Origin of the sequence: Paenibacillus tundrae (assembly GCF_036884255.1) — a bacterium.
Classification (GTDB): Bacteria; Bacillota; Bacilli; order Paenibacillales; family Paenibacillaceae; genus Paenibacillus.
On sequence record NZ_CP145605.1, the window covers coordinates 860,862 to 881,964 of the forward strand.

Annotated in this window: 13 protein-coding genes; 10 read left to right on the top strand and 3 right to left on the bottom strand. The window is 45.4% G+C overall.

Annotation, left to right across the window (positions count from 1 at the left end; all coding sequences use genetic code 11):
* Window positions 1–25: 25 nt before the first annotated feature.
* A complete protein-coding gene (locus V6W81_RS03870) occupies window positions 26–1,111 on the bottom strand; it encodes a DNA alkylation repair protein (protein ID WP_338541612.1) in 1,086 nt (361 codons plus the stop codon).
* Window positions 1,112–1,312: 201 nt separating this feature from the next.
* Window positions 1,313–1,948 (bottom strand): tyrosine protein kinase, encoded by a 636-nt coding sequence (locus V6W81_RS03875; protein WP_338543932.1) that lies wholly within the window; start codon window positions 1,946–1,948, stop codon window positions 1,313–1,315.
* A gap of 454 nt (window positions 1,949–2,402) precedes the next feature.
* Here V6W81_RS03875 and V6W81_RS03880 point away from each other — a divergent pair, with 454 nt between their 5' ends.
* From V6W81_RS03880 to V6W81_RS03910, 7 genes are all read left to right on the top strand, one after another.
* Window positions 2,403–2,693 carry a YerC/YecD family TrpR-related protein gene (locus V6W81_RS03880; protein WP_017690665.1) on the top strand — a complete coding sequence of 97 codons (291 nt, stop codon included), beginning with the start codon at window positions 2,403–2,405 and terminating at the stop codon, window positions 2,691–2,693.
* Between the two features lie 2 nt (window positions 2,694–2,695).
* A complete protein-coding gene (locus V6W81_RS03885; RefSeq protein ID WP_338543933.1) occupies window positions 2,696–3,475 on the top strand; it encodes a sirohydrochlorin chelatase in 780 nt (259 codons plus the stop codon).
* 317 nt (window positions 3,476–3,792) lie between these two features.
* Complete coding sequence (locus tag V6W81_RS03890) at window positions 3,793–6,171, top strand: GH36-type glycosyl hydrolase domain-containing protein (RefSeq protein ID WP_338541618.1); 2,379 nt, start codon at window positions 3,793–3,795, stop codon at window positions 6,169–6,171.
* 623 nt (window positions 6,172–6,794) lie between these two features.
* Entirely contained in the window at window positions 6,795–7,676 is an 882-nt protein-coding gene (locus V6W81_RS03895) for a diacylglycerol kinase (protein WP_145053299.1), read from the top strand.
* An 831-nt stretch (window positions 7,677–8,507) separates the two neighbouring features.
* Complete coding sequence (rlmD, locus tag V6W81_RS03900; RefSeq protein WP_338541620.1) at window positions 8,508–10,277, top strand: 23S rRNA (uracil(1939)-C(5))-methyltransferase RlmD; 1,770 nt, start codon at window positions 8,508–8,510, stop codon at window positions 10,275–10,277.
* 224 nt (window positions 10,278–10,501) lie between these two features.
* Window positions 10,502–11,464, top strand: a complete 963-nt coding sequence (locus tag V6W81_RS03905; protein WP_338541622.1) for a helix-turn-helix transcriptional regulator — start codon at window positions 10,502–10,504, stop codon at window positions 11,462–11,464.
* Window positions 11,465–11,572: 108 nt separating this feature from the next.
* Window positions 11,573–12,199: a type 1 glutamine amidotransferase family protein gene (locus V6W81_RS03910; RefSeq protein ID WP_338541623.1), complete on the top strand. Its 627-nt coding sequence runs from the start codon at window positions 11,573–11,575 to the stop codon at window positions 12,197–12,199.
* Between the two features lie 231 nt (window positions 12,200–12,430).
* Here V6W81_RS03910 and V6W81_RS03915 read toward each other — a convergent pair whose 3' ends face one another.
* A complete protein-coding gene (locus tag V6W81_RS03915; RefSeq protein WP_338541624.1) occupies window positions 12,431–13,270 on the bottom strand; it encodes a helix-turn-helix domain-containing protein in 840 nt (279 codons plus the stop codon).
* A gap of 488 nt (window positions 13,271–13,758) precedes the next feature.
* Between V6W81_RS03915 and V6W81_RS03920 the strand changes: the two genes are divergently transcribed.
* From V6W81_RS03920 to V6W81_RS03930, 3 genes are all read left to right on the top strand, one after another.
* Entirely contained in the window at window positions 13,759–17,766 is a 4,008-nt protein-coding gene (locus V6W81_RS03920; protein ID WP_338541625.1) for an S-layer homology domain-containing protein, read from the top strand.
* 201 nt (window positions 17,767–17,967) lie between these two features.
* On the top strand, window positions 17,968–20,118 hold the full coding sequence (locus V6W81_RS03925) for a sensor histidine kinase (protein ID WP_338541627.1): 2,151 nt from the start codon (window positions 17,968–17,970) through the stop codon (window positions 20,116–20,118).
* A 4-nt stretch (window positions 20,119–20,122) separates the two neighbouring features.
* On the top strand, window positions 20,123–20,815 hold the full coding sequence (locus V6W81_RS03930) for a response regulator transcription factor (protein WP_338541628.1): 693 nt from the start codon (window positions 20,123–20,125) through the stop codon (window positions 20,813–20,815).
* Window positions 20,816–21,103 lie beyond the last annotated feature (288 nt).

Genomic DNA, 21,103 nt, shown 5'->3' on the forward strand with positions numbered 1-21,103 from the left:
TTTGCTGCCGCGTTATGCTGTGGCTCTATACTTCCACTACAAAAGAAGCGCTGGCTGTCTCTGCCCCGTTCACAATAATGGTTAGCGTATGCAGACCCGCATAATATTTTCTCGTTGTAATCACCTTGAACGATTGCTTCGTAGTTACTCGCGTTCTTCCTGGCGGGTATACCCTGTCAGAACATTTGAACCGTTTGGGTGCCTGTTTGCCATTGGCCTTCATATAGCCCATCTCGTATTCAATCCGCAGCATCTGTGCTTCACCGCTCTCATTTACCACATCGAACGAAAAATGAAGTTCCTCGCCGATGGCTACGGTCTCCTGCGCAAGCGATAGATGTTCAATATGAATGGCGTCCTGTTCAAGATAACCGAATAGACGCAGTGCTTGTACATGTCCTTGCTTGAGTAGGGAACGACACGCGTGACGTACAATCCAGTCGGTATGCTCATGCTGCCCGTACCAAGTGGATGCGAGATCGAGAACCAGATCAGGATGATCCTTCGAGATGTCATTGAGATGGTTTGCCACACTTTTACGTACATAGAGTGAATCGTCCTGTTTAAGTGCATGGAGAATAGGGAGTGCGGGTGAAGGATCGCTGACTAAACTTCGGAGCTTCGAGCCCCATGGTAAACGTGGGCGGCTGCCTTCGCTTGCTAATCTGCGGATATGCTCGTTCGGACTGCCTGTCCATTCCATCAAATGCTTCATCGTTTCAATGGGATAACGTTCAATAAACGGGCGTACCGCGAACTCCGAGCTGGAATAAGGTGTGAAGACGGTTAAGTACTTCATGGATAACGCATAGTGTTCTGGCTCAAGCCCATTAACTTCAATGTAATCGGGTACGAATAGATACTCAACGCCGCGCATGTCCGGTGCAGCCTGCTCAATGACTTGTAACGCATCCTCATAACGAGTTGGAAGTACTTCAGTTAATGCGAGGGTAATTCGGCGAATTCTTGCCTTGAACTCTAATGTATCCCAGCCTTCGGCAAAGACTAGATCGCGAAAACGCTGGGTATCCAGTGCGGGATGAAATTGCTGCAGTAGTTTACCCGTTCGTTCTATTAATGCAGGTGTGTATTTATCTTTAAAGAGTTCCATAGTCTGCCTCCTTGTTTCTTATGTAATGGCTAAGTTCAGCTATTGGTTATGTTCAATATGCCCGACCAATTAAATGTGTGCAATGGTTGGGTTAACATATAATAGTATACCTTAATTCAGCTAAATAAGAACATAGGTTCTTAATAAAAATAGAGAAAAATGAAGGCACCTTCTTTCTTCAAGAAGGTGCCAGAGCGAGCGTTAACGTTTGCTGCTTTTGGGACGACGTTTGGTGGAACTTGCTTTACGTTTTACCGTGTTGCTACGGCGACGAGGAGTTGTTGTCGTTTTTTTGCGGCGTTTACGTGGTCGAGGTGAAGAATATTCCTCATAATCCGCATCTGCCTCGCTGTTATTGTTTTTCCCTTTACCAAACGGTAAAATTCCCATCACCAGTTTCATCATTGGAGCCATTTGCTGAATACCGCCGACAACTTTTTGCATTTTGCCGATGCCGCTCATGATGCCATCAATACCACCGAAACGGTCGATCATTCCTTTTAATTCACCGATGTTGGCAAGTGAGAACCCAGAGCTACCAGATGATGCAGGCTCTTGAACCGGAATCGGGGCACTGACTGGGGCGCCTCCGGCATAAAAATTGGGGGCAGGTGCACCTTGCCCATAAGGAACCAGTCCAGATGCCTCCACTTCAGCGAAGTTTGGGTAATAGGGTTCCACGCCAGGATACATGGATTGAACCGGAGCCTCATTTAATGAACGTTGGATAACCCCTGGCGGTGCATAGGCTGAAGTATAAGCCTGCCGTTGCCGATGTGGATGGGAAGACGGACGTTGCCGTGGCGTAGGCTGGCGGTGATAATAATGCTGTGGCATAAACAATCACGTTCCTTCTATGTTGGATTTCGGAATTGCGTTCCCTCAGCTTGGTGTCAAAAGTACATAACAAGGCCGAGAAGGAACTCCCTTTTGCTATACTGTATGTCATTCGCGGAGAGACGGCGTAGGCGGGTATCACGGAAAACGGGATATTTGCGGATTTGGGCGCAGGGCATTAGAGGGGATTCTATGACGCATTCGGTAGTTCAGACACAAAATTGTAACATTTAGGATGGTTAAAATCCTACATATTTAATCGGGAATATACAGGCGAAAAACTGGGTATACTGCGGGATTATCACGAGATGTACGCGGTGGGAGGACAATAGTTCTTTTGAAAACGGTAACATGTATTTTTATTCTGCACTGCGTGAAATCGTTAACGCTTGAAATACCAACTCAGGATGCGTACAATGGGGGTACACAGTAACCGCTAGGGGATGATGATAAAATGCAGCTGAAAAAGCTAAATGATAAAAGTATTGAGCAATTATTCGAAGCTATCTTAACACTGAAAGATATTGAAGAATGTTATGTGTTCTTTGATGATCTATGCACAGTAAATGAGATTCAATCGATGTCTCAACGTTTGGAAGTTGCCCGTATGCTTGGTAAAGGCAACACGTATAATCAGATTGAAGCGGAGACAGGCGCAAGCACTGCGACGATTTCCCGCGTTAAACGTTGCCTGAACTATGGTAATGATGGATATAAAATGACCTTGGAACGTCTGGGACGCTAATGATGAAGAAGCCGGGTGTACTTATCATTAGTCACGGCTCTCAGGAGCAGACCTGGGTAGACTCCGTCGATGACGCGATCGCTCAGTTAAACCTACCTGAGGCTATGCCTGTTGAAGCCGGTTTTCTTGAACTTGTGGAAGGACGCCTGATCCAGGACGGTATCGACCGACTGGAAGCACAAGGCGTTACCGATCTCTTAGTTGTACCTCTATTTGTATCTTCGGGCAGTACGCATGTGGATGAGATAGAGTATGCGATTGGCGCCAAAGACGCGCCAGAACGTGAAACTGATCTGGAACCGTTCCATGTCACAGCCAAGGTATACTTCGGCTATCCGGTCGATAACGATCCTGATATCGCTGTTATGGTGTGGGATAAAGTGAAGTCACTGTCACAGAAGCCTGAACAAGAAACGATTCTGCTGGTGGGTCATGGAAGTATCCGTGATGGATTCCGTCAGCGCTGGGAAGCAGGTATTGCTTCACTTGCGGAACGGGTTCGTGAGGTTAGTGGTGTAGCACACACAGATTATGCTTTGCTTAACCCGGAGAGCGTGTACGATAAGGCAAAGTATTGGGGTGAAGAGCGGGGGAGCCGAGTGATCGTGGCGCCGCTGTTTTTGAGTGCCGGTTATTTCACCATGAACGTTATTCCGGAGCGCCTGAAGGATCTGAATTACGCATATCGCGGTGAGACGTTGCTTCCACATCCGCTCTTAGGTCAGTGGCTGGAACGGCAGATCCGTATTTTGTTAGACCGATGTCGTGCGACTGAGGTGTAAAGCTTTCTTTTGAAGAAAGAAATGTTAGAACTCCCTTGTGTCCATGAACGATAAGAAAAATGAAAAACTAAGATTTCTGATATGCTCCCATCATAGTATAGCGTAGATAACCAACACGTCTACGGTAACTGTGATGGGATTTTTTGCAATGTCCATATAAGTTCAAGTGGTCCCAAGGCAAATGTTATGATAGCAACTTGTTCTTGAAATTACGATTTATTGTAAGCGTTCCCGTGTTATAATGGACGAAGTTGTATACAAGTTGCCTAAAACGTTTTCTGTATTATGATTTCATACTCTGAAAGTGAGGTTCAGTGATGATTAAAGTAACGGAAGATAATCAATATGTTGAATTGACAAGCCCGACGATTCTACCGAAGGCATCCGGATTTTTGTGGAATGAGAAGATGATGATCCATGTGAATTGCCGGGGGTATGCTGTGGCTCAATTTATGCAACCGGAACCTGCCAAATACTCATACGCGCCCAATCTGGAAGCCAAAACGTTTATGCAACCGGAACAGCCATATTTTGCTCACCATCCAGGACGATTTGTATATATCAAAGACGAAGAAAGTGGCGAACTTTTCTCAGCACCATATGAACCAGTTCGTAAACAGGCCGACCAATATACCTTCGCTGTAGGTAAAAACGATATTCATTGGAGAGTTGTTCAAGACGATATTTGCATCGAAATGTCCCTGCGTCTACCGAAGGAAGATGTGATGGAGCTATGGCGAGTGCGAGTGACGAACCTGTCTTCGAGAAAACGCAAGCTTAGTATCTATCCGTATTTTACGGTCGGCTATATGTCATGGATGAACCAATCCGGTTCATATGTAGAGAATCTGCAGAGTATCGTCTGCTCGGCGATTACGCCGTACCAGAAGTATCAGGATTATAGCAAAATCAAGAACTATAAGGACAAGACCTATCTGCTTGCAGAGCATAAACCAGTCTCTTGGGAAGTGAATCAAGAGAGCTTCGAAGGCGAAGGTGGACTTCATGCTCCTTCGGCTCTTCAATCGGATACACTACGTGGTGGAGATGCACGGTATGAGACGCCTGTGGCTGTGCTGCAATATAGATTGGAGCTGGATGCAGGCGCGGAGCAGGACTATCGATTTATCTTTGGCCCGGCTTATGATGAAGCAGAGATTGAGAGCGTCCGCCAGCACTACTTTTTGAGCAAAAATGAAAAGGGACAGGACGGATTTACCGCAGCCGAGCAGGAATATGCGGATTATGTTGCTGCAGGGCAAGGCAATATCCAGATCGAGACGCCGGATGGTTGGCTGGACAATATTGTGAATCACTGGCTACCTCGCCAAATGTACTATCATGGTAAGACTAATCGTCTATCCACCGATCCGCAGACACGAAACTATTTGCAGGACAATATGGGCATGAGCTATATTCAGCCACAGATTGCGAGGGCTGCCTTCCTAACTGCCATGTCTCAGCAGCAGATCAGCGGCGCGATGCCGGACGGTATTATTTTGCACCCGGACGCAGAGTTGAAATATATTAACCAGATTCCTCATACCGACCACTGTATCTGGCTTCCGGTCTGCCTCAAGACGTATTTGGATGAAACGAATGATTATAGCATTTTGGAGGAACAGGTTTCTTTTGCAGACAGTGAGCAGCAGGCATCGGTATTGGAACATATGAATCTTGCGATGCGCTGGCTGATCCATGAGCGGGATGGCCGAGGGTTGAACTACATTAACCAGGGTGACTGGTGTGATCCGATGAACATGGTAGGATACAAAGGCATTGGGGTGTCCGGTTGGCTAACCATTGCAACGGCATATGCATTTAACGTGTGGGCAGATATTGCTGAACAGGCAGGGCATGCTGAGGTTGCAGGAGAGTTCCGTCAGGAAGCCACGCAGACTAATGCAGTAGCGAATGAGTACCTCTGGGATGGTAACTGGTATGCGCGGGGCATTACGGATGATAATGTCGTGTTTGGTGTAAGCACGGATGTGGAAGGACGCATCTATATCAACCCTCAGAGCTGGGCACTCATGAGCGGGGCTGCGGATCAAGAGAAGCGGGAGAAGTTAATCCGTGCGGTAGAGGAGCAGTTGGAGTCCCCATATGGTGTCGAGAAGCTCGCGCCGTCCTTCACAGCTATGCGTGAGGATGTGGGACGGGTTACGCAAAAGCATCCCGGAAGCGCAGAGAACGGAGCGGTATATAACCATGCTGCAGCATTCTATATCTATTCGTTGTATCTGGTCGGAGAGAAGGAGAGAGCCTATCGTTTGCTGCGTAAAATGATACCAGGCCCCAATGCCGAGGATATAATCCAGCGTGGACAACTACCTGTATTTATTCCCAATTATTATCGCGGAGCCTATCGCCAATTCCCACGTACAGCCGGACGATCCAGTAATCTGTTCAACACAGGTACGGTACCTTGGGTCTATCGTTGTGTGATTGACGGTCTGTTCGGATTGCAAGGTCACCCGCGAGGGCTTCTAGTTCGCCCACAACTACCTGAGGATTGGAACAAAGCTTCAGTTACACGGTTGTTCCGCGGGGCTGAGTTGCGCGTAAACATGGAGAAGGATGCATCTGTTCAGGCGATGGAAGTTCATGTGAATGGTCAGCGGATTGATGGCGATATCATCACAGATATTCAAGCTGGCACAACATATGATGTACTGGTGAAACTGCCTTTGTAGAACTACCTTTGTAGAACTGCATTTAATAATAATCCGCAGTTATCTTTGTAGAACATGGCATGCAGTAGATATTCAACGGTCTTTATTTTCATAAATATGAGTAGTATCTAGTGCTCTGAAGAATAGCTCATATTAAAACTGTCTCCTTGATGAGGGGGCAGTTTTGCTATATAGATAGTATTCGATATTGTTAATGACCTTCGTCTATCGGACTTATCAGAGATAATGAGCAGGCCTATGTCCGATTTTTCATGTGGAGAAGCAAGGTTTGTAGGTACTGTAGTAGATTAAATTTTGCGTAGGCGGGCAGAATGGTAGTTTATATAATCGGTTTTGAAAAACATCGTGTGTTATGTAAAAGGAACCATTTTCATCGAGGACTAGGGTGGTTGCACTCTATAGGCTAGGACAAGTTCACATTTGATGATATGATGTAATATAAAGGCTTAGGGAATGAGACGGAATTCCTTAAGCATAGATATAGGATAACAACATTGTTAAGGCATGATTAACGGATAGGATGAGTTGGGTAAATTCTGGATAGCGCAAGAGGCTTACAATGAAAGCTAATGAGAATGAGATCGTACAGACTCATGCATAATGTGGAATAGGTGGCGTATGAGATGAAAAAAGCTCGTTTAATATATAATCCGACCTCAGGCCGGGAAGAAATGAAGAAACGTCTGGCTGATATTTTGCAACGTTTGGATCAGGGTGGTATTGAAGCTTCATGTCATGCAACAACGGGTGAGGGAGATGCAACCCGGGAAGCGGAACTCGCCATTGAACGTGGATACGATATGATTATTGCTGCTGGTGGCGATGGGACGCTATATGAAGTCATCAACGGTATGGCTGAGCGTGAGAATCGTCCACCATTAGGCGTGTTTCCACTCGGAACGACCAATGATTTTGCGCGTGCACTGGGAATTCCAAGGCAGTGGGAGGATTACGTCGATCTGGTGATTAACCAACAGCTTCGTCCTCTGGATCTTGGGAAGGTGAACGATAAATATTTTATCAACATCGCAGGTGGAGGTTCATTGACTGAGCTGACCTATGAAGTGCCGAGCCGTCTAAAAACGATGATTGGGCAACTAGCCTATTACATGAAGGGCATTGAGAAAATGGCGAGCCTGTCTCCGCAGGAGCTAATTATCCGCGCAGCAGGTCAGGAGGAAATTCATGACGAATTCATGTTATTCCTGATCGCTAATACGAACTCCGTTGGAGGCTTCGAGAAGCTTGCCCCAGGTGCGACGATTGATGATGGACTGTTCGATGTCATTGGTGTGCGCAAATGTAACCTGGCTGACATGATCCGCCTCGTGACGCTTGCATTACGTGGTGAGCATCTGAACGATAAGAAGGTTGTTCACTTCCAGACGGATTATATGGAAGTGACTTCGCCAGGCTATGTGCAATTGAACCTGGATGGAGAGCTGGGCGGTACGCTCCCGGCAACGTTTAAGAATCTGCGTCACCATTTGATGCTGTATCGTTGATTCGAGTGGGAGCTGTAACTAGAAGAGCCGTAAGGAGCGGAGGTTACAACTAGAGTTTGCAAGAGGTGAAGGCTGTACTCGGAAATGGTACGAAACCGAGGAAGCTGGCTGGCACCAAAGGCGACGGATAAAACTAGAAGTGCTACAAGAGCGGAAAGATACACAGAAGTTTGAGTTGTAACTAAACGTGCTACGTTACTTGGAAGCTCCAATCAGAAATGGTGTTAGACGTGGACGTTGCAAATTGGAAATAGAATAAGGTAGTCAAGCGACAACCAGAGTGGCACAAAGAGCGGAAGATGTAGTCGGAAGTGCTACAAGACGGGCTAGCTTCAACCACAATTGCTGCAAGACGCGAAAGTAAACATAAGTCAGCAGGAAAGAGAGCCTCAACTGGGACTCGATCCAGATACGGAGAAAAGTTCTTGCCACCGCTATCATGAATTGAGGTACCGTGTGCTAGAGCTGTAAGCGGTAGGAAACACTCTTCTGTTGAGCAAGATGCTACATGCATGAGTCTATAGACGGAGTGGTTAAACGTAGAGCTTTTCCAGTTGCGGCGATTGCTGAGATCACGTATAATCTCATGGGGTTCGTGCTAACGAACCCAAGAAGCCTTATTCTGGCGAAATGAGTAGAATTCGAAATCTAACGAATCTCAGCGTCGCTATTTAGGCTGAAATGACCCAAAAAGATATGGAAACGCCATTGTAGAATGAAATAACGTCTCTGAAGTTCGTTAGAATTTTGGAACGTTATTTTTGATGTAAATAAGGTGTCTAGGGTTCGTTAGAGTTGATTATATATTAAGAAGAAAGAAGTGAATGTACGTTGTCTAATACGAACCGCAGCGGTCGTGGAAAAAACCGCCGGAATTCGGCTGCCTCTCAGGGGCAAGGGAACGCATCAGCATCCCGTCAGTCGAGTCAATCATCTCGTCCATCTACACGTCAGCAAGGGAAAGGGGGACGGCCACAAGGTGCATCTCTTTCTACCGTTCGTCCGCAGGGGCGTGCGCGTGAATCTGCGTCAATCGAAGGATTACCAGTTAGCAAAAACGAAGAGACGGTCATCGACATTATTGGCATGAACCATGATGGTGAGGGCGTAGGCCGTGCCAATGGATACACACTCTTTGTGCAAGGTGCACTTCCGGGCGAAACTGTACGTGTGCGTGTGATGAAAACCAAGAAGCAGTATGGCTATGCTAAGCTACTGGAGATTGTGAAGGCGAGCCCGGATCGAGTATCTGCGCCATGTCCAATTTATGATCAGTGCGGTGGCTGCCAGATCCAGCATATGAGTTATGCTGGACAGCTTGCGTGGAAACGCCAGCTCGTGGTGGATAATTTGCAGCGGATTGGTAAGCTGAATGTGATGGTGGAGGACGCGGAGACACTGGCATCCAACTTGCAGGAAGATGTATCAGTGGATGCGGCGAAGCTTGAGGGACAGTTGGAACAGGATGCGAATCAGACAACTGGACAGGCTACTTCCGATGCTAACAGTAACGAAAGTAACCGCATCCGTCTGCGACTAGAAGGTATCGCAAACGAAGAAGACACAGCGCATGGTATTCGCGTACTCCCTACGATGGGCATGACCGAGCCTTGGCGTTACCGCAATAAGGCACAGGTGCCGATTGGTGTAACGGAAGGTGGACTAGTGGGTGGATTTTATGCAAAAGGTAGCCACCGGATTATCGACATGGAAACATGCCTCATCCAGCATGAGCACAACGACGAAGTGGTTGCGAAGGTGAAGGAGATCGGCAGTCATTTTGGAATTAGTGCGTATAACGAAGAGACTGGCCGTGGACTGTTGCGTCATGTCGTTGTGAAAAAGGCGTTCCGTACAGGCGAGATGATGCTCGTGCTTGTTACCAATGGTCGAGATATTCCGTACAAGGACGAATGGATTGGCAGTATCCGTGAAGCGATCCCGCATGTGGCGAGTATCTGCCAGAACGTGAACAAGAAACAAACGAACGTGATCTTCGGGGATGAAACCCGCGTCCTATGGGGCCGTGATGTAATCTATGACTTTATTGGCGATGTGCAATTTGCGATCTCAGCTCGTTCATTCTATCAGGTGAACCCGGTTCAGACGGAAGTGCTGTATGGGAAAACGGTAGAGTACGCTGGACTCAGCGGCAAAGAAACAGTTATTGATGCCTATTGCGGCATCGGTACAATTTCTCTTTTCCTCGCACAGCATGCGGATCAGGTATATGGGGTTGAAATTGTGCCTGAAGCTATCGAGGATGCTCGTAGCAATGCGATGTTGAACGAGATGAAGAACGTGAAGTTCGAAGTTGGTGCATCTGAAGACGTGATTCCACGTTGGAAAGAGCAAGGTATCGAAGCCGATGTCATCGTCGTCGATCCACCGCGTAAAGGCTGTGATCCTCGTTTGCTAGATACCATTCTGGAGATGAGGCCAGAGCGCGTGGTGTACGTGAGTTGTAACCCAAGTACGTTGGCACGTGACCTGCGTGTGCTGGAGGATGGCGGATATCGCACGGTGGAGGTTACGCCGGTTGATATGTTCCCGCATACCGTGCATGTGGAGTCTGTAGCGATGCTCACAAGAAATGCTTAATTAAAAAATTCACATTTACCAATTCGATTCGGACTCAAGCATCTAATGCTTGGGTCTTTTAACGATTCTATACTAATTATTTTTTTCTAATTCTGCGATCAATAATGATGTAATGTGCTACAATCTCCTGAGATTGGGTATTATGCGTTCAAAAAGCATGTTGCTGAGCCTATCAGTCCTCGTTGAGAACAATAGCTTCGCATAAGTCAAAGGTGGGTTTTGTTATGTCCAAAAATGATAATATGCTAACCATACTATGGATGTTGAATTCGGGAGAGAAATGGACAGCCAAGCAAATATCAGAAAAGTTAGAGATAAGTATAAGAACCGTTTATCGGTATATTGATGCATTATGTGCCAGTGGGGTTCCGATCATATCTGACTCAGGCCACAATGGCGGGTATAGCTTGCTGCACAATTTTATTAAGTCCCCCCTACTATTTAGTATGGATGAAAAAAAGACATTGCTTCATGCTGCCCTATTTGCCAAAGAAGCCGGATATCCGTTGAGTGAAGCATTAGAGAATGCAACATCCAAGTTGAAAATGTATTCGAATCAGGAGCAGGAAAGGTTACTAAGCCATCAATTAGCCGGGTTTGAAGTGATAAATCGGAAGGGCTACCCCGCTGTTCAGCCGGTATTGCAAGAACTAGAGTATGCTGTAGCAAATGAAGAGTCTGTAGAAATTTGTTATCGCAAAAAACATGAAGAGCAGTCGCAAAATAGGGTGATTGACCCGTATGGCGTGGTGAATTGGAACAATAAGTGGTACACGATTGCATTTTGCCACCTTCGGAATGAGATCCGAAGCTTTCGGGTAGAACGAATTCTGAACATCACACGCACGCCATTCTCTTTTAGTCGTCCCAAAGATTTTTCAGCGCGTACTTTTTTTATAGGAAATCTACTGCCAGATGTAGCAGGTAAACCCGGATTAATCTCTTTAATTGTTGGTGGCAGGGCAGAGGCGTTGGATGATTTATGCTTACACTGGTTTTTGGAGCATCATTTACAGGAGCGAACAGCAACGCAAGCCACTTTTTTACTTGAAGAAGATTTACTGTATACACATGTTCCTTATATCATTTTTCCTTATGGGAAATCCATTCACGTTATAGAGCCACAGAATCTCAAGAATAAACTCGTGGCGGTAGCATCAGAGTTAATGGAATATTATCAAGCTTAATAACTTCACTGACAGCAGTTGTCAGTGAAGTTATTTTATTATAATGATAACCACTCATGAAAGATGAATGGTTGCTGTTACTAATAACTTTATGAGGAGCACTTAGAAATGAATAATACCGTATATCTTTATGTGTTTGATACCATGTCCGATTGGGAGATCGGTTATTTAACCGCCGAATTGAACTCTGGAAGATACTTCAGACAGGGGCTGTCTCCAGTAAAAATAGTCACTGTTGGAATAGCAAAGACGCCAGTAACAACCATGGGCGGATTGAAAATAATACCTGAAGTTACAGTGGATGAATGCAGTATTAAAAGCATAGATGCACTTATTTTACCTGGTGGAAATACATGGACAGAAGCTGTTCACGAGCCCATATTAAAAATAGCCAAGATATGTTTAGAGGAAGGGATCGTCGTTGGAGCAATTTGCGGTGCTACCATAGGACTTGCTCAAGCAGGTTTGCTAGATTCACGTCGGCACACAAGTAATGATATGGCCTACCTTAAAATGATCTGCCCCTCTTACACAGGCGAAGAATATTACAATATGGAATCTGCGGTCACCGATGGGAAATTGATCACTGCATCCGGAGTAGCTCCATTAGAGTTTTCCGTTCATGTGTTAAAAGAGTTAGATGTGTTTTCTCCCAAAACGTTGGATGCTTGGTATCGTCTTAATAAAACTCATGAACCTACATATTTCTACGAGTTAATGAATTCAATCCAATGACAGTTTAGAGATATAGCCATGTAGAATCGGTGGTGTTGTTGGTGAGAAATTATGAATGATAAGGATGCATCGGTGTTAAGCCCCTGCTTTGATTAGTGGGGGTATTTTGCATGCTACGAGCAGTAATAGAACGTACGTAATGGATACTTCTAACTTAATTCCAGCAATGGGCTTTGATCGATGTTGGACAGACAGGATGCCCCATAGAGGAACTAATTTGTCCCTATTTACTTACTCCTGTTCCTGATTGTAAGAACTATGTTGTTGAGGAACCGTCAATTCGGTCATTTTTTTGTCCAATAGGATTTTGGAGGGTGGATATCCTTTGATTTTTTTGAATAGCTTGCTGAAATAAAAGATATCTTCAAAACCGCATTTATATGCGGCATCCATTACGGTAAACTCACCGCTAAGCAGAATATTCTCCGCATTGCTAATCTTCATTTTATTAATATATTCTTTTACAGAAGAGCCTGTACACTTCTTGAAAAGTGTTCCGTAATATGCGGTTGTTACGCCGGCAATATTAGCAAGTTCTTCTACTTTGATCGGATGGTGGAGATTGTTCAGGATATATTTGATGGTTTTCTGGATTCTGCTGTCTATGTTCTGAACGTTAATTTTATAATAGAAGCGCTTGAAATATTGATGAAGAATCATCAAGAGCAGCGCACGAGCTTTTATTTCAAATCCCGGCTCTTTCTTCAACCACACAAGTGTCAGTTCATTATATAAAGATAATAATTCTTCGGAGAAGCCAATATGGGTTATCAACGGAAAGGGAAGCTCCACATGATTGCCCTTAATATCATATAACTGAAAATTAATAGCAAAACTTTCGATCGGATTGTTCGCATCCGTAGTTGCGCTTCGCCGACTGTCTTGTGGAATACATATGAGATCGCCCTGATTGACTTCAACATATTCATCATTCACTTTGTAAACAGCTTTCCCACTTGTGAAAAAGGATAAATCAATAAAGTTCGTTGTCGCATCTTCAATAATCCAATTCGGAGTGGAACGCCTATTGATGAAATATTCGATTTGCGGATTGATTTCTTTGTAGTCCATAATCATCTCCATTTTTCGTTACAACATAGTGATCTAGAATTGGAGACCTCCAAAAAAGAGTAGACGTGAGCTGTAGGAGGGGATTTAGTGTAACCGCTTTCGAAAAAAATACAAAGCATCTCAACTTCATCCATGGAGTTAATTATAAGGAGTGTATATCATATTATCAATCATCAACTCAGAGTGGCAGAGAGAGAGTTTACAATGTAGGTGGGGAACTGCTGAGCTTCACTCAACTGCCGTCAATCGTAAGGTTGTAGACAGTTGAGAGCGTATCGTCATTCACTTTTGTAAATACGCTTTCAAAATATTTTTTGGTCAACATCAAAGGGAGGTGTGTATTGTTCGTTAAGCCAGGGATGAGCTAATCAAGGAAAAATACAGAAAGATAAGATATCTAATATCCAATCCATCCATCATCCATATTACTCTATTAGGCAGCTCTAAGACGAGTTTAGAAATTGCCTTGAGAAAAGGAGAAAACGAAGATGAATCGTGAAAAATGTTTAAAAAACGTTTCCCGCATGCTCGTAGTCATCATGTTGCTCTCCGTATTTACATTTGCTCCTGTCCAAGCTGATGCGGCTGAAGACGAAATGACCGTTGATATTAATATGACTGTGGAACTGAACGATCTCATTGCTCAAGCTGAGGCTCTCAAGGTTGGCAACCAGGAATTCCCGCTTCAAGTTAGTCAGTCTGGCGATGGCTCTGATGTGAATCAAGCTTTTCCCTGGGTTAATGTCAATGAACTTCAAGATCTTGATCATGCGCTTGAGTATGCGCGTGATGCGCTGACTCCCACAAGCGAGGCTATAGCTAGCCTTCAAGAAGCCATAGTGAATTTCACTGAAACGATCAAATCGGACGGCTCAGATCCCTATTTTCGTCTTGATCCAGGTACGGGGAAGCTACCTGTAAAAATTACAGAGCCCACCAATGATTGGTCTGCCAAAAATCCACCACTCGATAATCGTGTTCCCGCAGACTTTGCTGGAGGCACATTCACAATGATTCCGTATCCTTTTGCAGATTCCCAAGGTAAAGCTGATGTTCTTCAGATCAATTACGTCCATGACGGGACAGGCAACTTCGGCGGGATGTCCATTCAGTCCCCCTTGTCACCGAGTGTACATGTCCCTGAAGGCGCAACGATTGATTTTGATGTGTATTATCCCAAGAGCGCTCAAGGTAAATTTATGAGATGGAGGCTCAGAAATGCTGGCTCTGACATCGATGCATACCTCAGAGATTACGATTATAACAACCTTAACCCTGACTGGACTGGTAGCTACAACGGTGAAACCTGGTTGTTGAAGCACCACAGTATTACCGCTACCACAGGCATGTCCTCTAACTTCATTCTTGAGCTCCATGGTGAGAACGGACGTCCTGCAGAAACCAGTATGCTTCTTGTCGGCAATATCAAAATAACCGAACCCGACCCTAACGGAGTTCCACTTCCGAGCGTAGTCAACAAGGAAAACCAGAGTGCAGTAACGCCTTTAAAGGATATTTACAATAGGGACAATGGCAAGTTCATGGTCGGTACGATTGGAACCGGAGCAGTAACCGGAACGAGAGCCAATCATTATGAAATCTTTGTCGATGGCAATAATCTCAAAGCCGATGCTACGCATCCCCGCGGTCCAAGCTGGTTGAAAAGTGTTACTGACGAGGCTCTGATCGGCGCAACCACCACTCCTGGTATAGGAGAATACAGTTTTCCGACCAACTCTTATCAAGCAATCAGAGATTCTGGAACTCCCGGACAGTACAAGTCCCACGGCCACGTTCTAGCATGGTATAACCAGGCTCCTGCATGGATGAGACAAATGATTCCTGCGACCATTACGTTGGGATACAATGGCACAACCGATTACTACGGATTGGGTAACGGTGTTACAACCACGGTTAAAGTAGACAAAGAAATGGCCAGAAGAGTGCAGTTTAACCACACCATGTATGTAATGCGGCACTTCCTGACTACAGATACGAAGTATGGCTCAAGCATATCCCGAGGAGTAATTCCGTTTCATTCATGGGATGTACTCAATGAAGAGGTTCACGAAAGCCGTCACAGCGAGACGATTCCTGAGGACCCGAACAGCTGGAGACAGACACTCAAAAACACCAACTGGCTTGCTGCAATGTCGGATGATGTGATTGGCGGCGATATCTCCGAGCATTACATTTACTTGCTGTTCAAATACGCGCACATCGCCGCACCTAATACCCAGATGGCGGAGGCTTACAAAGCCAATTACGCTGACCTTCCCGAGTATATGAAGCTCGATGGAAATGACGATGCAGGAAGTATTGACGCGTACATTGTCAACGATCCTCCAAAGCTGACTTACAACGATTACGATATCTCTAATCGTACCAAGGCGAGAACGGTATACAACATGGTTCGCGCGCTGAACACCGCATGGCTCTCTGATCCACTATATGACGGAAGACCTCTTATTGAAGACGTTGGTATTCAAGGACATGATTCGATTGGGAAGACCCTTGCAAGCGATAACCAATATGCCGTAGCTCTCTATGCTTCTCTCATTGACCAAGGTCTTCTGTCCGGGATCGCGTATTCAGAACTTGACCTTAAGATGCCAACGACTACCCCAGGTGGTGGTGCCGTTGCTCCTGCAACGCTTAATGTCAGACAATCGGATGCCCTGGGTTATCAGTATGCGTTGCTGTACAAAATGTTCGACAAGTTCTCTCCGTACATGGATCATATTATCAGTTGGGGCGTGGCTGGTTCAGGATGGCAGGGAAGCTATGTACTGTTTGACAGTCAGAGCAATGCCAATGCCGGCTACTATGGAGCCGCGAATCCAGACAGATTTATTCTTGGACATTCATATCTGGATGAATTCTATGAAGGTGAATACGAGAAAATCCAGAACAATGAAATCGATCTTGGCGATCTCGGAATCTATACACCCCGCGATAATGTGAATGTGAACCTTAATCTCAGCGGATTGACACTGAGTAGTGGAACACTGCAACCGACTTTCGACGCAGCAACGACCCAATACGCTGTTTCCTTGCAGGATGCTAATAACATTAACGTAATTGCGACAGCAGCGGACAACAGGGCAACCATTAAAGTGAATGGTACAGTTGTTGCTAGTGGTACAGCTTCCGAAGCCATATCACTGACACCTGGTACAGTAACAAACATCAATGTAGAGGTAACAGCTGCCAATGGTACGGTAAATACGTATACGATAAAAGTAACAAATGGCAAGACGGAGACTCCGTCTATCCCGTCTAATCCATCGAACCCATCGAACCCATCGAACCCATCAAATCCAAATACACCTTCAACGCCGGCACCAGCACCAACAGTTGTTCAGAATGAGACAGTGACCCCGCAGACAACGGTGAAGAATGGAACGACAGCTGTTTTAACACTGGATCTGGCCAAGGCAAAGGAGCTGCTGGCGCAAAATGCCACCATAGACATACCTGTGGCGCAAGGCGTGAATGCATATGAGGTGGGTTTGCCTGCTGTGGCACTGACAGGTGGAACAAAGGATGATAAGCTGACGCTTTCGACTGAATTAGGTGACGTTATAATATCAGGCAACATGTTGACCGGCATAGCTGAAAGTAGCAAGGAAGTGACTCTGAAAATTGCAAAAAGCGACAAGTCGAAGCTCCCGGCGGAAGTAAAGGAGGATCTCGGAGATAGGCCGTTCATACAGCTTACGCTTACGGTTGACGGTGAAGAAACCGTCTGGAATAATCCAAGTGCGCCTGTAACGATATCCTTACCTTACAAGCTGACTGCGGACGAACAGAAAAATCACGAAATGATCGTTGTATGGGACATCGACGGAAATGGTGATGTGGTTACATTACCGAGCGGACGTTATGATCCGAAGACGGATCGGGTAACCTTCACAACAACTCATTTCAACAGTTACGCGGTAGCTTACGTATCCAAGACATTCACTGATCTCGGAAAAACCACATGGGCAAGAAAGGCAGTCGAAGTCCTTGCTTCCAAGGAGATTCTCAAGACAGAAGGAAATGTATTCAATCCGTCAACCGATATAACAAGAGCAGATTTCTTGTATTCTCTTGTTAGGGCACTAGGATTGACCGCAAAGGTAAATGGCAATTTCAGTGATGTACAGGAGAATGCTTACTACTATAATGAAATTGCAATCGCCAAAGCCCTTGGTATTGTGAATGGCCTAGACAATGATAGATTTGGTGGCGATAACAAGATCTCAAGGCAGGACATGATGGTTTTGACTGAAAGAGCCTTGAAACTTGAGAAAAAGCTGAATAATCAAGGGACAGCTGCAAACCTGGAGAAATTCTCCGATCAGTCCCAAATTGCTCCCTATGCGGTGGATAGTGTAGCTACCTTGATTAATGAAGGGTTGATCGAAGGCAGCAATAACAAAGTCAATCCGCGAGGAAACACAACCAAAGCGGAAGCTGCGGTATTCCTTTACAGGCTCTATAACAAATAAGAAATTCGTATTAGGATTATGAACCACGCTAACAATTGTTGGCGTGGTTTTTGCCGTGAACGTCTGGTGACAGGCGATGTATCGTGATGTTCAATCTCAACCCCTCCTAGAAATTTGCAGGGTACATTCTGCTGTAATGATGATATTATTTGGATGATCAACTTACTTATTGCGCTCTTGTAGATTGGGGTTGAGTACATAATGAGAGAGAGTCTTAGAATGGGTTCTCGTGCGATCTGGCTTTATATCGTTGCGGCCATTGTTGTGGGCTCGGTTGCAGGTTACTTCGTTCTCTCTGTGCCGGACTCTCCTAAGTTCCAAAGTGAAGCAGGTGTTCTGGATTTAACGCAGGTTCAAGTCAGTACGAATCCGCAAAAGTTAACAGGGGAGTGGGCGTTTTACTGGAAAGAGCTTTTGTCGCCTGAGGATATCCGAGTTCGTACAGAAAGGGATGGGAACCAGGATCACTGGATCAGCATCCCGAGTTCCTGGCTAGGCTATCCTTTAGAGGGTCAGCAGCTGAGCGGTACAGGATATGCAACCTATCGCCTGGTCATCCAACTGAGCGAGCAGGATCGGAATCAGCGCCTTGCTCTGCGACTACCTTCGATTTTCCATGCCTACAAATTATGGGTGAACGGAGAACTGTTGACTGAAGTTGGTGAGGTAGGCCAGGACAAGCGTAGCATGACTCCGCATCTGGGAACGAAGCTGCTGTTTTTTCAACCTGAAAACGATACGGTAGAACTGGTTATGCAAGTGGCTAATTTCAATCATAAGCGTGGCGGTATAACTAAGGTTATAGAATTAGGTGGCAGTAACGTATTAACGGTTAAGACAAATCTGAAAATCGCTGCAGACATGTTCATCACGGCAAGCCTGCTGGTCATTGGCATATATAATCTGCTGTTGTTCATGCTGCGACGTAAGGACAAGGCTCCGTTATATTTTGGTCTGTTCACTGTGTTGTTTGGTATTCGCTCTTTGTTAGGCGGAGAGATCATGATTACACAATGGTTTCCGCAGTTTCCTTGGGAATTGCAGTTCAAGATGGAGTATCTGATTCTTTGCGTTAGCGGTTATATCATCACCATGTATTTTGATTGTATTTTTCCGCATTATGTGTCGCGATGGTTTCGTCTGAGTACCCGAATCGTAACTGGCGCATTCTGTATTCTTGTTGTGATAACTCCTGCACTGATATATACAAAATTATTGCTGGCGATCGGTGTAATGGTTGTTTTACATATGGTTTATCTGATGGTCGGGCTGGTTCAAGCAGCTATGCGACGTATGGAGGGAGCATTGATCTTTCTCTTGGTGTCGATGGTTACGTTGGTCACGGTTGTAAATGATTTTTTATATTACAGCGGATGGTCGGTGATCGGAAATACAGCCCCGCTTGGCTTATTGATATTCACGTTCGCACAGATGATTTTACTCTCTTCGAGATTTACGAAGACAGCAACGAATGAGGAGAGAATTGCACGTGAATTGCAGAATGCGAACGACAAGCTAGTTGAAATGAATATGAATTTGGAACGAACCGTGCAGGAACGCACTCAGGCTTTATCTACAGCTCATGATGATCTGCGTACTTCGTATGACCGGTTACTTCACTCTGAGCAAGGAAGGAAGAAGCTACTCGCCTATATTACGCATGACCTGCGTATGCCGCTGTCCAGCATGCTTGGGTACGTAGAAGCTGTGCAGGACAGAGTCAAGCCGGAGCGGAATGAACAATATCTGAAGTATATTCGGGAGAACACGATCAGGATTAACCGCATGATTGAGGAGTTATCCTTCTTATCACACTTGGAGACTGGACAAGTCTCATACCGAATGGAGCCGGTTCAGATCATTTCCTTCTTGCGTCATTTCTATGAACAGTATGAGCTGGTAGTGCGTGATGCAGGATTGGATTTTATAATAGATTTCGGAGATGTGGAAGATCAATTCCCTAACTTGCCTATTGTCGAGATGGATGCAAAAAGAGTAGATCAGGCCTTATTTAACCTAGTGTCGAACGCCATGAAGTTCACCTCCAGAGGAGGGCAGGTGCGTATTGCCCTAGCTGTGAACGAGGTGAATCAGACTGGGCAGGCGATCATTAGCATACAGGATTCTGGAATAGGTATTCCTCCGGATCAGCTGGAGCAAATTTTCGAACGTAACTACAGATACGATCAACCGGGGTTGGGTAAGGGCACTGAGGGTACTGGACTGGGGCTAGCCATTTGCAGAGAAATCATACTTGCACAGGGCGGAACAGTTCGAGCGGAGAGTGACGGTAAGTTGGGAGCGACATTCTATGTAACGCTTCCTTGTATTGAGAGGGAAGGAAGGGGATGATAGGATGGGCACTTACAAAATAATGATCGTCGATGATGATCCCCATATATGCGAGATTGTTCAGGTATATTGCGACAGGGAGGGGTTTATCTCCACCTTCAGTCATAGCGGGACGGAAGCGATGAAGCTGCTTACAACGTTTGAGCCGGATTTGATTGTACTGGACATATTGCTGGCTAATGAGAACGGTATTGATTGGTGCAGGAATGCGCGTAATTTTACGAGTGCGCCGATTGTTTTCCTGAGCAGCCAGGAAGAAGACGAAGTGAAAATTAGCGCATTAACCTATGGTGGAGACGATTATGTGACCAAGCCGTTCAGTCCAGGTGTGCTCATGGCCAAGATCAAGGCGCACCTCCGTAGAGTGTCGTCAGGCAGAAGGGAGCAATTGCTAGAATTGCCCGGTCTGACCTTGGATTTCTATACACAGTCTGTCAACATAGGCGGGAAAGCGGTCTTTTTGTCCAAAAAGGAATTCAGTCTGCTATCCTACATGGCACAAAACGTGAATCGTGTCATCAGTGTGGATACATTGTTTCAAATCATCTGGGGCATGGAAAGTCTGGAGGATACGAGAACGGTCGCAGTACACATTAGTAATTTACGCAAAAAAATCGAGAATGACCCAGCCGAGCCTGAGCGGATCATTACAGTTCGGGGGAGCGGGTATATGTTGGTTGCTAACAATGCGTCATAAGCATGAGTATAATGGCAGATGGATAAAGATAGATAACTACAGATATAGGTAGACTCATTAGAAATAGCGGCTATTTCAATTCTTCGATTCACTAAAGGCAAAGACGGCAATCTTTCTATCATGTTTAAAGAGAGAGCTGCGAGAAGAACGAACTGTCCCAAAGCCACAGACATGGCTTGGACAGTTCGTTTTTGCGTTAGCAAGGCAAGGGACATAAACATAACATCAAATAAGAGTTGAATCTACATGAAGTAAGGCTGTGTTATAATTTAGTTGTTTTGTGCTAGT

Coding starts and splice junctions, on each gene's coding strand:
- V6W81_RS03875 (WP_338543932.1), bottom strand. CDS start 1,948: ATGCCACAGCATTATTATCACCGCCAGCCTACGCCACGGCAACGTCCG.
- V6W81_RS03890 (WP_338541618.1), top strand. CDS start 3,793: ATGATTAAAGTAACGGAAGATAATCAATATGTTGAATTGACAAGCCCG.
- V6W81_RS03895 (WP_145053299.1), top strand. CDS start 6,795: ATGAAAAAAGCTCGTTTAATATATAATCCGACCTCAGGCCGGGAAGAA.
- V6W81_RS03915 (WP_338541624.1), bottom strand. CDS start 13,270: ATGGACTACAAAGAAATCAATCCGCAAATCGAATATTTCATCAATAGG.
- V6W81_RS03920 (WP_338541625.1), top strand. CDS start 13,759: ATGAATCGTGAAAAATGTTTAAAAAACGTTTCCCGCATGCTCGTAGTC.
- V6W81_RS03870 (WP_338541612.1), bottom strand. CDS start 1,111: ATGGAACTCTTTAAAGATAAATACACACCTGCATTAATAGAACGAACG.
- V6W81_RS03930 (WP_338541628.1), top strand. CDS start 20,123: ATGGGCACTTACAAAATAATGATCGTCGATGATGATCCCCATATATGC.
- V6W81_RS03925 (WP_338541627.1), top strand. CDS start 17,968: ATGAGAGAGAGTCTTAGAATGGGTTCTCGTGCGATCTGGCTTTATATC.
- V6W81_RS03905 (WP_338541622.1), top strand. CDS start 10,502: ATGTCCAAAAATGATAATATGCTAACCATACTATGGATGTTGAATTCG.
- V6W81_RS03910 (WP_338541623.1), top strand. CDS start 11,573: ATGAATAATACCGTATATCTTTATGTGTTTGATACCATGTCCGATTGG.
- V6W81_RS03885 (WP_338543933.1), top strand. CDS start 2,696: ATGAAGAAGCCGGGTGTACTTATCATTAGTCACGGCTCTCAGGAGCAG.
- V6W81_RS03880 (WP_017690665.1), top strand. CDS start 2,403: ATGCAGCTGAAAAAGCTAAATGATAAAAGTATTGAGCAATTATTCGAA.